Raw genomic sequence first — 14,270 nt, forward strand, 5'->3', positions numbered from 1 at the left:
GGCCACCGCCCCGGCCACCGGCCCCGATGCCATCCCGGACGCGTCGGGAAGACCGACGCCGATCGGCCGGAACAGCATCCGTACGACCCCCATCGCACCGAGGAAAGGACACCATGACCTCCCCACAGGCTCCGGGCCGCCAGAGCCCCCAGGCCGAGTCGGCGGAAGCGGCGCCGGACGCCGCGGCCACCGAAACCACCGAAAGCACCGAGGTCGGGGGCGCATCGGCCACCCCGGCCGGCCGGGATGCCACTGCACTTCCGACCGCCGCCGGGCGCGCGGCACGGGAGGCTCCTGATCCGGCACCGGCCGCAGGGGTCTTTGGCGCTCTTCGGGAACCGGAAGCGGCAGGGCGCACGGAGTCCACCCGCGAGGCCGGTGCGGACGAGGAAGCCTCCACCGCGGCCGACGCCGAGGCGGACGAGGCCGGCGAGGAACCCGGCGCAATGGCCGAAGCAGCCGCGATTGCCGCACCCGGGCGGCCCCACAAGAGTCTCCTGGCCGGAGCAGCCATCGTGGGGGTACTGCTGATAACCGTGCCGTTCCTGGTGACCGGTGACCGCGGCGACGACCGTGCGGCTCCGGCCGGTGCGACCCCCGGCACTCTGCTGGGAACCGCTGGGGACGGAAGCACGTTCGGCGCCATCGGTTCGGCGCCGCCATCGCGGGGCGGTGGCTCCGCCGCGCCGGGCTCGGGCGGAAGAGCCTCCGGGCACCCGACCGCCGGAGCGTCCGGAAAGGTTACGGATCCCGGCAGCGTGGGGTCCGCAGGGGCCGCGGCCGGGGGCGGCGACGCGTCGTCGGCCAGCAAGAAGCCGGTGACCGACCCGGCGCGGCCGGGCAGGACGACGACGCCGGGCAGGACGACGCAGCCGGGCAAGACGACACAGCCGGGCAGGACGACCTCGGGCAGTACGGCCAAGCCGGTCTCGGGCGCCGGCTCCGCCAGTGTCCCGAGTGTCTCCATCCGCAGCTACGCCTCAGGCCGTTGCATAGACGTCACCGGCGCCGGGGGCGACGGCACACCGCTGCAGATCTGGGACTGCCAGGGACCGCCACAGCAGCTGTGGCGTTTCATGAGCGACGGGACCGTACGGTCCATGGGCCTGTGCATGGATGTCGCCTGGGGCTCGACCGCCAACGGTGCCAAGATCCAGCTGGCCACCTGCAGTGGAAACCCCGCCCAGCAGTTTCGGCTGAACTCGGCGCATGACCTGGTCAATCCGCAGGCCGACAAGTGCGTTGACGTGAAGGACGGGCAGACCGCCGATGGCACCCGCTTGCAGTTGTGGGAATGTAATGGACACGGCAACCAGAAGTGGGGCAAGGGCTGAGGCCGGCTCGCGCCGGGCCGCCGTCGCGTCGGTGTGACGCATGCGCACCCGTCCTGGGTTCGCGCACTCGCTGCGCGTCACCGGCCGACGTCGCACATCGGTACACGGGCCCTGACACAGTGGACGGTCAGGCCAGACTGTCCCGCCAGGCCCGGTGCAGGTCCGCGAACCGGCCGGTGCCCGCGATCAGCGCGGCCGGGCTGCCGTCCTCGACGATCCGCCCGTGTTCCATGACCAGGACCCGGTCGGCGATCTCCACGGTCGACAGCCGGTGCGCGATCACCACCGCCGTACGGCCCTTCAGCACCGTCGCCATCGCCGCCTGTACGGCCCGCTCGCCCGGGACGTCGAGCGAGCTGGTCGCCTCGTCGAGGATCAGCACCGCCGGGTCGGCGAGCAGCGCCCGTGCGAAAGCGACCAGTTGGCGTTGTCCGGCGGAGATACGGCCACCGCGCTTGCGTACGTCGGTGTCGTAGCCGTCGGGCAGGGCGCTGATGAACTCGTGCGCGCCGATCGCCTTCGCCGCCCGCTCGATCTCCTCCCGGCCGGCGTCCGGCCGCCCGATGGCGATGTTCTCGGCGACCGTGCCCGAGAACAGGAACGCCTCCTGCGTCACCATGACCACACCGCGCCGCAGTTCGGGCCCGGCCAGCTCGCGCAGCTCGACCCCGTCCAGCAGGACCTGCCCCACGGACGGGTCGTAGAAGCGGGCGAGCAGCTTGGCCAGCGTGGACTTGCCCGCGCCGGTCGAGCCGACCACGGCGACGGTCTGCCCGGCGGGAAGAGTCAGGTCGAAACGGGGGAGGACCTCGCCACCTGTGCGGTAGCCGAAGGAGACCCCGTCGAAGACGACCTCGCGGCCCGGCAGCTCGCCGTCCAGCGGCGGTAGTTCCTTCGGCGCGGACGGCTCCGGAACGGACGGTTCCTGCGCGAGCAGCCCCGCGATCTTCTCCAGCGAGGCGGCAGCCGACTGGTAGGAGTTGAGGAACATGCCCAGCCGGTCGATCGGGTCGTACAGCCGCCGCAGATACAGCACGGCCGCCGCCAGTACACCCAGTTCCAGCGAGTCGTCGGCGACCCGCATCGCGCCCCACAGCACGATCACCGCGACCGCCGTGTTGGCGACCAGCCGCGATCCGACGACGTACCGGGCCATCTCCAGCAGGGCGTCGCCGTTCCTCCGCTCGTGCCGCCGGTTCAGGACCCGGAATCCGGCGTCGTTGACGGCCTCGCGGCGGAACGCGCGCACCGGCCGGATGCCGTTCATCGTCTCCACGAACTTCACGATCACGGCCGCGATCGCGGTGGAGCGGGCGGTGTACACCCGGCCCGCGCGCCGTCGGTAGACCCGTACGAGGAGGTACAGCGGCACGAAGGAGGCCACCGCGACGGCGCCCAGCCCCAGGTCCAGCCAGAGCAGCATCGTGGAGATGAAGAGGAAGGACAGCACGACCGTCACGAGTTCCTGCAGGCCCTCGTCGAGGAGTTCGCGCAGGGCCTCCACGTCGCTGGTGGAGCGGGAGATCAGCCGGCCCGAGGTGTAGCGCTCGTGGAAGTCGAGGCTCAGCGCCTGCGCGTGCCGGAAGATCCGGCCGCGCAGGTCGAGCAGCACGTCCTGGTTGACGCGGGCGGAGGCGATCAGGAACGCGTACTGCAGTCCGCCGGAGGCCAGCGCGCACAGCAGATAGCCGACGCCCACCGCGACCAGCGGCCCGTGGTCGTCGGCCCGGAACGCCGGTACGGCGCGGTCGATGGCGTACGCCACCAGCAGCGGGCCCGCCTGCACGGCGGCCTGCTGGAGCAGCAGCAGGAGCGAGGTGAAGGCGACGCGCGCTCGCATGGGCTCCAGCAGGGAACGCAGGAGCGCGCCCGTGGCGCCGGGCGGGGTGGGCAGGACGTCCTTGTCGAAGGGGTCTTCGGCGGCGGTCCGCGGGGGGACCTCGGGGTCGTCGTCGGCGACCGGGGAGGCGGTGGTGGGGGCGGTCATCGGCGGTCGGCCTCCTGTTCCGCGAACCGGGCGCCGACGTGCGCTTCGGGCCGGTCCGCGGAGTTCTCTCCGGACATGAGGTGGGCGTACTCGGCGTTGGTGCGCAGCAGTTCGTGGTGGGTGCCCACGGCGGTGATCCGTCCGCCGGACAGCAGGGCGACACGGTCGGCGAGGAGCACCGTCGACGGGCGGTGCGCCACGATCAGCGCGGTGGTGTCGGCGAGGACCTGCCGCAGCGCGGCCTCCACGGCGGCCTCGGTGTGCACGTCCAGCGCCGAGAGCGGGTCGTCGAGGACGAGGAACCTGGGCTGCCCGACGACGGCTCTGGCCAGCGCGAGGCGTTGCCGCTGTCCGCCGGAGAGACTGAGTCCCTGCTCGCCGACCTGTGTCTCGACGCCCTGCGGCAGAGCGTGCACGAACTCGGCCTGCGCCACGCCCAGCGCCCGGTCCAGCTCGACCGCGCCCGCGCTGTCCGCCGCCCCCATGAGGACGTTCTCCCCGACGCTCGCGGAGAAGAGCGTCGGCTCCTCGAAGGCGACGGCGACCCGGGCGCGCAGCTCCTCGCGGGAGAGCGCGGTGATGTCCTCGCCGTCGAGGGTGATGCGGCCGGCGGTCACCTCGTGCAGCCGGGGGACGAGGGCCGTGAGCGTGGTCTTCCCGCTGCCGGTCGCCCCGACCAGCGCCAGGGACTCGCCGGACCGGATGTGCAGGTCGACGCCGTCGAGGGTGGGCGGGGAGTCGGGGGAGGCGTCGGGATAGCGGAAGGTGACGCCGTCGAACCGCAGACCGCCGTGGGACCGCGGACCGCCGTCGGACCGGGGGCTGCGCCCGGACCGGGAGCTGTCATCGGACCGGGAGCTGTCATCGGGCCGGGGGCTGCCGTCGCATCGCGGTTCGTCGTCGGACCGGTGGTCGCCGTCGGCCGACCCGGCCCGCCCGGCCGACTCGGCCGACCCGGCGTGACCGCCGGGTTCCTCCGGCGCCTCGTCCATCACCTCGAAGTACCGCTCCGTCGCCGTCGCCGCCTCCTGGCTCATCGCCAGCAGGAACCCGATCGAGTCCACCGGCCAGCGCAGCGCGAGCGCGGTGGACAGGAAGGCGACCAGGGTGCCCGCGGACAGCTCGCCGTCCGCCACCTGCACCACGCCGAGCACCAGCGCCGCCCCGATCGCCAGCTCCGGGAGCGTCACGATGACGGCCCAGATCGTGGCCAGCAGCCGCGCCTTGCGCAGCTCCGTGCCGCGCAGCGTCCCCGACAGCTCCCGGAAGGCCCGCGCCTGGGTGCGGTGCCGGCCGAAGCCCTTGATGATCCGGATCCCGAGGACGCTCTCCTCGACCACCGTCGTCAGATCACCGACCTGGTCCTGGGCGCGCCGCGCCACGACCGCGTACCGGTGCTCGAAGAGCACGCACATGACGACGACGGGAACGGCCGGCCCGAGGATGACCAGACCGAGCGTCCAGTCCTGGAACAGCATGATGGCGACGCCGAGGACGATCGTCACCGAGTTGACCAGCAGGAACGTCAGCGGAAAGGCGAGGAACATCCGCACGAGCCCCAGATCGGCCGTCGCCCGGGACAGCAACTGCCCCGAGGGCCACCGGTCGTGGAACGCCACCGGCAACCGCTGGAGCCGTGCGTACAGCTCCGCCCGCATCTCCGCCTCGACGTGCGACAGCGGACGCGCCACCAGCCAGCGCCGCATCCCGAACAGCAGCGCCTCCGCGAAGCCGAGCAGCAACAGCCAGAACGCGCCCAGCCAGACCCCGCCCGTGTCCCGGTCGGCCACGGGGCCGTCCACCATCCACTTCAGGACGAGCGGGATGACCAGCCCCGTACAGGAGGCGAGCACGGCGACGAAGGCGGCCGCGAACAGCCGTACGCGCACGGGACGGACGTACGGCCACAGGCGCAGCAGGGAGCGTACGGCGGAACGGTCGGGGGTGGTGGTTGCACGTGTCCTGGACATCACCGCGAGCCTACGGACCGGCAGTGACAACGCCCACCGGGTTTTGGCCGGACCCGGCTCGGCCGCTGGTCCTACAACCTGCGTGTTCGACGGGTCGTAGGGCCGGCATCAACCGATCGGCTGATGCCGTTCGAGCGAGCCGGCCGATGTGCGGGCCCGGTGCCGCCCGCGACGCTGGTGCCATGCCCGTCATCGAAGTCAGCGACCTGCGCAAGTCCTACGACGGCCGTACGGTCGTCGACGGCGTCTCCTTCACCGTCGAGGAGGGCGAGATCTTCGGGATCCTCGGCCCGAACGGCGCCGGCAAGACCACCACCGTCGAGTGCGTCGAGGGCCTGCGGGTGCCAGACGCGGGCCGGGTCCGGGTCACCGGTCTCGACCCGGTGGCCGGCCACGAGCAGGTCGCCCGCGTGCTCGGCGCCCAGCTCCAGCAGAGCGAACTCCAGGCGAAACTGACCGTCCGCGAGGCCCTGGAGCTGTACGCCGCGTTCTACCCGGGACCACGGGACTGGCGCCCGCTCGCCGAACGCCTGGGCCTGACGCCCAGGCTCGCGACCCGGTTCGCGAAACTCTCCGGCGGCCAGAAGCAGCGCCTGTTCATCGCGCTCGCCCTGATCGGCGACCCGCGGATCGTCGTCCTGGACGAGCTGACCACCGGCCTCGACCCGCGCGCCCGCCGGGACACCTGGCAGCTGATCGAGGACGTCCGGGCCGACGGCGTCACCGTCCTTCTCGTCACCCATTTCATGGAGGAGGCCCAGCGGCTGTGCGACCGGATCGCGGTGATCGACAAGGGCCGGGTCGCCGCCCTGGACACCCCGGCCGGTCTGATCCGCCGCTCGGCGGGGGCCACCGTCATCACCTTCACGCCGTCCGCCCCGCTGGACGACCGCGATCTGAACGCCCTCCCCGCTCTCGCCTCCGTCACGCACAAGGATGGCCGGATCACGCTGTCCGGCACCGACGAGACCGTCAACGCCGTCATCACCCTCCTCGCCCGCCACCACATCACGGCCCACCAACTCCGTGTCCTGGACGCCACGCTCGACGACGCGTTCCTCGACCTGACGAAATACACGGCGAACAACGCCACGAAGGACGCCACGAAGGACGTCGTCACGAAGGAGGCAGCGGCATGAGCACCGCCGTACTGAAGACCGAGATCCGCCTGTTCCGGCGCGAACCCGGCGCCCTCTTCTGGATCCTGCTCTTCCCGACGCTCCTCCTGGTGATCCTCGGCTCCATCCCGTCCTTCCGGCAGCCGAACGACGACCTCGGCGGGCTGCGCACCGTCGACGCCTATGTCCCGGTGGCCGTCCTGCTCGGCCTGATCGTCGGCGCTCTGCAGTCGATGCCGCAGACCCTCACCGGCTACCGGGAACGCGGCATCCTGCGCAGGATGTCCGCCACGCCGGTGCGCCCGGTGGCCCTGCTGTCCGCGCAGATGCTGGTGCACGGCGGGGCCTCCCTGGTGTCGGCGCTGCTGGTCCTCGTCGTCGGGCGGATCGGCTTCGACGTGCCGCTGCCGGAACAGCCCTTCGGATATGCCCTCGCCCTGCTGACGGCCGTCCTGGTCGCCCTGGCTCTCGGATCGGTGGTATCGGCCCTGTCCCGCACAACGAAGATCGCGGGCGCGATCGGCTCCGCCGTGTTCTTCCCGTCGATGTTCTGCGCGGGTGTGTGGGTGCCGGTGCAGGCCATGCCGGACGTCCTCGCCCGCGTCGTGGGCTGCACCCCCTTCGGGGCGGCCGCCCGGGCCCTCGACCAGGCGGCGGCCGGTCACTGGCCGGGCTGGGGCCACCTGGGCGTGCTGGTGATGTGGATCCTGCTGCTGACGGGCGCCGCGGCCCGCTGGTTCCGCTGGGAGTAGGCGAGAGGCCGTGCAGACTGGGGAGATGACCATCGCGGACCGGCAGATCGAACGGCGCTGGGACCAACTGCACACCTGGGGGCCGTACGGGCTGCTCGGCATCGGTGTCGTCCTCGCGGTCGCCTCCGCCTCCCAGATCGACCGTTCCGTCGAGTGGTACGCCGCCTGGGACCTGGTCGGCGCCGCCGTCGTCCTCCAGCTGTGGTGGCAGGGCACCCGTTCCCGCCGGGCCGGCCGCGGCCGGATCCCGTCCCGGGCGGGGACGGCGTACTACATCGTCCGCTGGGCCTTCGCCTTCGCCCTCACCTGGATCGATCCGTTCTTCGCGTTCTACGCCGCCACCGGCTACATGGACGCCGACGAGGTGCTCCCGCGCAGGTGGCGGCGGCTGGGACTGTTCGCGAGCGCGGTCACCGTGGCCGGTGCGCAGGCCGGCGGCCTGCCGTTGCGGAGCGGCGTCCAGTGGATCCTCTTCGCCGGGCTCCTGGTCGCCAACTCCGGCCTGCAGATGGTGATCGCGCACATCACCGAGCAGGAGGCGCAGCGGTCCCGCGAGCGCACCGAGACCATCGCCGAACTCGAGCGCACCAACACGGCGTTGCAGCAGGCCCTCGACGAGAACGCCGCGCTGCACGCCCAGCTCCTCGTCCAGGCGAGGGAGGCCGGGGTCGCCGACGAGCGGCGCCGCCTCGCGGCCGAGATCCACGACACCATCGCCCAGGGTCTGACCGGCATCATCGCCCAGCTCCAGGTCGTCGCGAACGCCCCCGACCTCGACATCGCCCGCACCCACCTCGAACGCGCCTGCGGCCTGGCCCGGCACAGCCTCGGCGAGGCCCGCCGCTCGGTCCACAACCTGGCCCCGGTGGCGCTGGCGAGCGACGGACTGCCGCAGGCCCTGGCGAAGACGGTGACGGAGTGGGCCGAACGCACCGCCGTACGCGCCGACTTCACGGTCACCGGTCCCGCCGAGCAGCTCCACGACGAGCTCGCCGCCACCCTGCTCCGCATCTCCCAGGAGGCACTCTCCAACGCGTCCAGACACGCGGCCGCGACCCGGGTCGGTGTCACCCTGTCCTTCCTGGGAGACGAGGTCATCCTCGACATCCGCGACGACGGGCGGGGCTTCGACCCGGACGCCGTGCGCCGCAGCGGCCGCACCCGGGCCGGCGGCTTCGGGCTGGACGGTATGCGGGCCCGCGCCGAACGCGTCGCGGGCACCCTCACCGTCGAGTCCGCCCCGGGCCGGGGCACGGCGCTGTCGGCTCACGTACCGTTGATCCGCCATGAGTGACGAATCCCTGACCACCCCTGTGATCACGCTGCTGATCGTCGACGACCACCCCGTCGTACGGGACGGCCTGCGCGGCATGTTCGAGTCCGCCCCCGGCTTCGCGGTCGTCGGCGAGGCGGCGAACGGCGTGGAGGCGCTGGCGGCCGCCGCCGCGGCCGACCCGGACGTGATTTTGATGGACCTCCGGATGCCGGGCGGCGCAGGGGTGGACGCCATCCGTGAGCTGACCCGCCGCCGGGCCCGGGCGAAGATCCTGGTCCTGACCACCTACGACACGGACTCCGACACCCTGCCCGCGATCGAGGCGGGTGCGACGGGTTATCTGCTGAAGGACGCCCCGCGGGACGAGCTGTTCACGGCGGTCCGCGCGGCGGCGGAGGGCCGCACGGTCCTGTCCCCCGCCGTCGCGACCCGTCTGGTCTGCGCCGTCCGCGCCCCCCGGTCCGCCGCCGAGCCCCTCTCCGCCCGTGAACGCGAGGTCCTCACCCTGGTCGCAAGGGGCACGTCCAACCGGGAGATCGCCTCCGAACTGTTCATCAGCGAGGCGACCGTGAAAACCCATCTCACCCATCTGTACGCCAAGTTGGGCGTCGGCGACCGAGCTGCGGCGGTGGCGGTGGCGTACGAGCGGGGGATCCTGGGCCGGGCGGAGCGGTGACCGAGGCCTGCGCCGACGGGCCGAGTGCGGCGCACCCGCAGGGGAGTTGGCGGCCGCGTCGTTGCCTCACCCCGCCACCCGCAGCAGCAGGACCGCCCGCCCCGGCACCGTCACCGGCGTCCCCGCCGGGTGCGTCACTCCCGGTGCCTGCGCCTGTTCCTCCCTCGACGTGTCGACGACCACCTCGTACCGCTCCGCCCACGGAGGCCCCGGCAGGACGAAGCTCACCGGCCGGTCCCCGGCGTGCAGTACGGCGAGGAAGCTGTCGTCGGTGATCGGGGCGCCCCGCTCGTCCCGGCCGGGGATGTCCCGCCCGGACAGGTACATCCCGAGGGTCGCGGCGGGCGCGTACCAGTCCCCCTCGGTCATCTCCGTGCCGCGCTCGGTGAACCAGGCGAGGTCCCGCAGCCCGTCCGCCGAGTGCGCCCGTCCGGAGAAGAAGGCGCGGCGGCGGAGCACCGGATGGCGGTGGCGCAGCGCGATCAGCCGGGCGGTGAGGTCGAACAGGGCCCGCCAACCCGGCTCCTCGAGCAGCCCCCAGTCCACCCAGCTGATCTCGTTGTCCTGGCAGTAGGCGTTGTTGTTGCCCCGCTGGGTGCGTCCGAGCTCGTCGCCCGCGACCAGCATCGGCACGCCCGTCGACAGCAGCAGCGTCGTGAGCAGGTTGCGCAACTGCCGGCGCCGCAGCGCCAGTACGCGGTCGTCGGCCGTGTCGCCCTCGGTCCCGCCGTTCCAGGAACGGTTGTCGTTCGTGCCGTCCCGGTTGCCCTCGCCGTTGGCCTCGTTGTGCTTGCGGTCGTACGACACCAGGTCGCGCAGGGTGAAACCGTCGTGCGCGGTGACGAAGTTGACCGACGCGTACGGCCGGCGTCCGCCCCACGCGTACAGATCGCTCGACCCCGACAGCCGGTAGCCCATCTCCCGCACGTCCGGCAGCGCGTGCCGCCAGAAGTCCCGTACGGCGTCGCGGTAGCGGTCGTTCCACTCCGTCCACAACGGGGGGAAGGCACCGACCTGGTACCCCCCGGACCCCACGTCCCACGGCTCCGCGATCAGTTTCACCCGGCGCAGCACCGGGTCCTGTGCGATCACCGCGAGGAACGGGGACAGCATGTCGACGTCGTGCATGGAGCGGGCCAGCGCCGCCGCCAGGTCGAAGCGGAAACCGTCGACGCCCATCTCCGTCACCCAGTAGCGCAGCGAGTCGGTGATCAGCCTCAGCACATGCGGCTGGACCACGTGCAGGGTGTTGCCGCAGCCCGTGTAGTCGGCGTACCTGCGCGCGTCCGACTGCACCCGGTAGTAGCCCCGGTTGTCGATGCCCTTCAGCGACAGCGTCGGCCCCAGCTCGCCGGCCTCCGCCGTGTGGTTGTAGACGACGTCGAGGATCACCTCGATCCCGGCCGCGTGCAGGGCGCGCACCATCCGTTTGAACTCGCCGACCTGCTGGCCCGTCGTCCCGGCGGCGGCGTACGCGGCGTGCGGGGCGAAGTAGCCGATGGAGTTGTAGCCCCAGTAGTTCTTCAGTCCCCTGCGCAACAGATGGTCCTCGTGCGCGAACTGGTGGACCGGCAGCAGCTCCACCGCCGTGACGCCCAGCTTCACCAGGTGCTCCACGGCCGCCGGGTGCGCCAGACCGGCGTAGGTGCCGCGCAGTTCCTCCGGGATCCCCGGGTGCAGCCGGGTGAAGCCGCGCACATGCAACTCGTAGATCACCGAGTCCGCCCAGGGCGTCTTGGGACGCCGGTCGTCGGCCCAGTCGTCGTCATCGTGCACGACGACGCCCTTCGGGACGTGCGGCGCGGAGTCCCGTTCGTCGCGCACGGTGTCGGCGACCTGTTGCTGGGGCCAGTCACGGACGTGCCCGTAGACCTCCGGCGGCAGGCTGAACTCGCCGTCCACCGCCCGGGCGTAGGGGTCCAGGAGCAGTTTCGCCGGGTTCCAGCGGCCGCCGGTCCACGGGTCCCAGCGGCCGTGCACCCGGTAGCCGTAACGCTGGCCCGGCATGATCCCCGGCACGAAGCCGTGCCAGATCTCGTGCGTGAGTTCGGTGAGCCGGGCGCGGGTCTCCCGGCCCCTCTCGTCGAACAGGCACAGTTCGACCGCCTCCGCCCCGCCCGCCCACAGCGCGAAGTTGGTGCCCGCGACCCCGTCCGGGCCGACCCGGAACCGGGCGCCCAGTGGTGTGGACGCGCCCGGCCACACGGGTGGGCCGGGCACCTTGCGCGACGCACCGTTCATGACGGTGTCCGGCGTGGCACGCTCGGCCACCGCCTCCTGCTCGGCTGCGCTGGACACCGTTCAGCCTCCCGCGGCTCATGGGACGACGTGGGAAAAGAGCGCACGGTGTCCCGCCGCGGCTCCCCGTCTCGTCGTCCTCCCCCCATTTCTGCCCAGAGCGGCCCTCGCACTCACGTTTCCCCGGAGCATGCCCGCTCGTTGGGCACCGTGTGAGGCACGTACATGGGCGCGCACGGCGCGCGGGGGTCGCATTGGCCGCCGTACTGACATGGGCAGGACTACTGGCCGGGGCCGCCGGTTGCACCGGCTCCGGCGGGGACAGCCGGAGCGGTCTCGACCGCGTGCTCGGCAAACCCCCGGCCCCCGAGGAGGTCATCCGCGTCGTCCCGGAGGACGGCACGAAGGACGTGCGGCCCGAACAGGGCCTGCGGGTGCGGGTGCCCGGCGGGCGGCTGGAGTCGGTGAAGGTCGTCAGGTCGCAGGACGCGCAGGAGACCCCGGTACCGGGCAGGATCGCCGCGGACGGCCTGAGCTGGCGGCCGGACGACGACCGGCTCGGGCTCGCCGCCCGCTACACCGTCGACGCGGTGGCCCTGGACCGCGACGGGAACCGCTCGGCCCGGCACACCACCTTCACCACCTACGTCCCCGAGGAACGCTTCATCGGCTACGTCACGCCCGAGAACCGCTCCACCGTGGGCACCGGGATGATCGTCTCGCTGGAGTTCAACCGCGGGATCGAGAACCGGGCCGCGGTCCAGCGCGCCGTCCGGGTCACGGCCGAACCGGCGGTGGACGTCCGGCCGCACTGGTTCGGCGACACCCGGCTCGACTTCCGGCCCGAGGAGTACTGGGCGCCCGGCACCCGGGTCACCGTCACCCTCGGACTGCGGGACGTCGAGGGGGCGCCCGGGGTCTACGGGCTCCAGGACAAGTCGTTCTCCTTCACCGTAGGGCGCAGCCAGGTGTCCCTGGTGGACGCGGCGAAACACACCATGCAGGTGCGCCGCGACGGTGACCTGCTGGCCACCGTGCCGATCACGGCCGGGGCGCCGAAGAACACCACCTACAACGGCAAGATGGTGGTCACCGAGATGCTCGAGCTGACCCGGATGAACGGCGCCACGGTCGGTTTCAAGAAGGCCGACGGCAAGGGCGAGTACGACATCCCGGACGTGCCGCACGCCATGCGTCTGACGAACTCCGGCACCTTCCTGCACGGCAACTACTGGGCGGAGGACGTCTTCGGCAGGGCCAACGTGAGCCACGGTTGCGTGGGCCTCAGGGACGTCAAGGGCGGCGCCTCGGACACGCCCGCGGGCTGGTTCTTCGACCGCTCGCTCGTCGGGGACGTCATCGAGGTCGTCCACAGCAAGGACAAGCAGGTCGCCCCGGACAACGGGCTCGGCGGCTGGAACCTGGGCTGGAAGGAGTGGATCGCCGGCGACGCCCTGAACTGACCTCGTCCTCGGTGCAACCTTCCCCGCGTTCTCATGGTCCAAGTTGGGACTGAACGGTGACAATCCTGTCCCGTCCGGGCCGTTGACCATGTGGTTAATATGCGGCGAACGCGGGGGACGCGTCGCGGTGCGGGCCCGGGGAGGGCCCGGGGGAGTGGGGAGAACGACTTTGAACGTGCGACCGATATCGGGGGCGTCGGTTGGGGGACGCTCACGCGGCCGTGACAGGCGGCTGGCGCTGATCGTCGGGGGGCTGCTGCTGGCCGTCACGGCCTGCGGCGGGGGCGGGGACCCGGACTCCGGGTCCGCGAAGGACGCGGGCTCCGACGGCAAGGGCGCTTCGGCCGCCGCCGAGAGCAAGCAGTCGGAGGCGGTCGTGACCATCGCCCCGAAGACCGGCGCCAAGGACGTCGACACCAGCGGCATCCTGAAGGTGACGGCAGCCAAGGGCAAACTGACCGAGGTCGTCGTCAAGGACGACGCGGGCGCGGCGGTCGCCGGCGCGATCTCCGCGGACGGCGCCGGCTGGACGCCGGCCACTCACCTGGCCGCGTCCACCAAGTACCAGGTGCACGCCGTCGCGAAGGACTCCGAGGGCCGTACGGCCGCCGAGGACTCGTCCTTCACCACGCTGAGCCCGCAGAACACCTTCACCGGCAACTTCACGCCCGAGGACGGTTCCACGGTCGGCGTCGGCATGCCGTTCTCGGTGCGCTTCACCCGGGGCATCACCCACCCGGACGACGTGAAGAAGGCCATCACCGTCACGACCGTGCCGGCCGTCGACGTCCAGGGCCACTGGTTCGGCAACGACCGCCTCGACTTCCGGCCCGAGAAGTACTGGAAGGCCGGCACCAAGGTCACGGTGAAGCTGAACCTCGACGGCGTCGAGGGCCGCAAGGGCGTCTACGGCAAGCAGGCCAAGACCCTCACCTTCACCATCGGCCGCGACCAGGTGTCCGTCGTGGACGCCAAGAAGCACACGATGAAGGTGACGCAGGAGGGCAAGGTCGTCAAGACCATCCCGGTCACCACCGGCAAGCCCGGGTACGCCACCTGGAACGGCCAGATGGTCATGAGCGAGAAGTTCACCGTGACCAGGATGAACGGCGACACGGTCGGCTACGACGGCGAGTACGACATCAAGGACGTCCCGCACGCCATCCGCCTGACCGACTCCGGCACCTTCGTGCACGGCAACTACTGGGGCGGCGACGCCTTCGGCAACTACAACGCCAGCCACGGCTGCATCGGTCTGCGGGACGTGCGCGGCGGCTACGACAGCTCCGTCTCGGCCGCGTGGTTCTTCAACCACTCGATGGTCGGCGACGTGGTGGTCGTGAAGAACTCCACCGACCCGACGGTCAACCCGGCCAACGGCCTCAACGGCTGGAACATCCCCTGGGCGGAGTGGACGAAGTAGCCACCCCCTCGAGCCCGACGACGGGCCCGGTGC

General features: G+C 71.9%; 10 protein-coding genes. 7 read left to right on the top strand and 3 right to left on the bottom strand.

Features of this window, described 5'->3' with window-relative positions; genetic code table 11:
* The first annotated feature begins 113 nt into the window (after nucleotides 1-113).
* A complete protein-coding gene (locus ACFWBB_RS22320) occupies nucleotides 114-1,334 on the top strand; it encodes a ricin-type beta-trefoil lectin domain protein (RefSeq protein ID WP_385275134.1) in 1,221 nt (406 codons plus the stop codon).
* 127 nt (nucleotides 1,335-1,461) lie between these two features.
* Here ACFWBB_RS22320 and ACFWBB_RS22325 read toward each other — a convergent pair whose 3' ends face one another.
* Nucleotides 1,462-3,321, bottom strand: a complete 1,860-nt coding sequence (locus ACFWBB_RS22325; RefSeq protein WP_385275137.1) for an ABC transporter ATP-binding protein — start codon at nucleotides 3,319-3,321, stop codon at nucleotides 1,462-1,464.
* A complete protein-coding gene (locus tag ACFWBB_RS22330; RefSeq protein WP_385275140.1) occupies nucleotides 3,318-5,291 on the bottom strand; it encodes an ABC transporter ATP-binding protein in 1,974 nt (657 codons plus the stop codon). The genes ACFWBB_RS22325 and ACFWBB_RS22330 overlap by 4 nt, the downstream gene beginning before the upstream one ends.
* Before the next feature lie 182 nt (nucleotides 5,292-5,473).
* On the opposite strand from ACFWBB_RS22330, the gene ACFWBB_RS22335 reads away from it, so the two are divergent.
* The 4 genes from ACFWBB_RS22335 to ACFWBB_RS22350 are packed head-to-tail and all read left to right on the top strand — an operon-like array spanning nucleotide 5,474 to nucleotide 9,113.
* The gene (locus tag ACFWBB_RS22335; RefSeq protein WP_385275143.1) at nucleotides 5,474-6,430 is read left to right on the top strand and encodes an ABC transporter ATP-binding protein; all 957 of its coding nucleotides are present in this window, start codon (nucleotides 5,474-5,476) and stop codon (nucleotides 6,428-6,430) included.
* Nucleotides 6,427-7,161 carry an ABC transporter permease gene (locus ACFWBB_RS22340; RefSeq protein ID WP_385275146.1) on the top strand — a complete coding sequence of 245 codons (735 nt, stop codon included), beginning with the start codon at nucleotides 6,427-6,429 and terminating at the stop codon, nucleotides 7,159-7,161. Before ACFWBB_RS22335 ends, ACFWBB_RS22340 begins: the two co-directional genes overlap by 4 nt.
* Nucleotides 7,162-7,186: 25 nt before the next feature.
* Complete coding sequence (locus ACFWBB_RS22345) at nucleotides 7,187-8,455, top strand: sensor histidine kinase (protein ID WP_385275149.1); 1,269 nt, start codon at nucleotides 7,187-7,189, stop codon at nucleotides 8,453-8,455.
* On the top strand, nucleotides 8,448-9,113 hold the full coding sequence (locus ACFWBB_RS22350; RefSeq protein WP_385275152.1) for a response regulator: 666 nt from the start codon (nucleotides 8,448-8,450) through the stop codon (nucleotides 9,111-9,113). The genes ACFWBB_RS22345 and ACFWBB_RS22350 overlap by 8 nt, the downstream gene beginning before the upstream one ends.
* 66 nt (nucleotides 9,114-9,179) lie before the next feature.
* On the opposite strand, the gene glgX is transcribed toward ACFWBB_RS22350, so the two are convergent.
* The gene (gene glgX, locus ACFWBB_RS22355; RefSeq protein ID WP_385275155.1) at nucleotides 9,180-11,411 is read right to left on the bottom strand and encodes a glycogen debranching protein GlgX; all 2,232 of its coding nucleotides are present in this window, start codon (nucleotides 11,409-11,411) and stop codon (nucleotides 9,180-9,182) included.
* A 152-nt stretch (nucleotides 11,412-11,563) separates the two neighbouring features.
* Here glgX and ACFWBB_RS22360 point away from each other — a divergent pair, with 152 nt between their 5' ends.
* Nucleotides 11,564-12,814: an Ig-like domain-containing protein gene (locus ACFWBB_RS22360; protein ID WP_385275158.1), complete on the top strand. Its 1,251-nt coding sequence runs from the start codon at nucleotides 11,564-11,566 to the stop codon at nucleotides 12,812-12,814.
* 169 nt (nucleotides 12,815-12,983) lie between these two features.
* Entirely contained in the window at nucleotides 12,984-14,237 is a 1,254-nt protein-coding gene (locus tag ACFWBB_RS22365; protein WP_385275161.1) for an Ig-like domain-containing protein, read from the top strand.
* Nucleotides 14,238-14,270 lie beyond the last annotated feature (33 nt).

It is taken from the genome of Streptomyces sp. NPDC060000 (assembly GCF_042737375.1).
Taxonomy (GTDB): Bacteria; Actinomycetota; Actinomycetes; order Streptomycetales; family Streptomycetaceae; genus Streptomyces.

Coding starts and splice junctions, on each gene's coding strand:
- ACFWBB_RS22320 (WP_385275134.1), top strand. CDS start 114: ATGACCTCCCCACAGGCTCCGGGCCGCCAGAGCCCCCAGGCCGAGTCG.
- ACFWBB_RS22335 (WP_385275143.1), top strand. CDS start 5,474: ATGCCCGTCATCGAAGTCAGCGACCTGCGCAAGTCCTACGACGGCCGT.
- ACFWBB_RS22350 (WP_385275152.1), top strand. CDS start 8,448: ATGAGTGACGAATCCCTGACCACCCCTGTGATCACGCTGCTGATCGTC.
- ACFWBB_RS22325 (WP_385275137.1), bottom strand. CDS start 3,321: ATGACCGCCCCCACCACCGCCTCCCCGGTCGCCGACGACGACCCCGAG.
- ACFWBB_RS22330 (WP_385275140.1), bottom strand. CDS start 5,291: ATGTCCAGGACACGTGCAACCACCACCCCCGACCGTTCCGCCGTACGC.
- ACFWBB_RS22340 (WP_385275146.1), top strand. CDS start 6,427: ATGAGCACCGCCGTACTGAAGACCGAGATCCGCCTGTTCCGGCGCGAA.
- ACFWBB_RS22345 (WP_385275149.1), top strand. CDS start 7,187: ATGACCATCGCGGACCGGCAGATCGAACGGCGCTGGGACCAACTGCAC.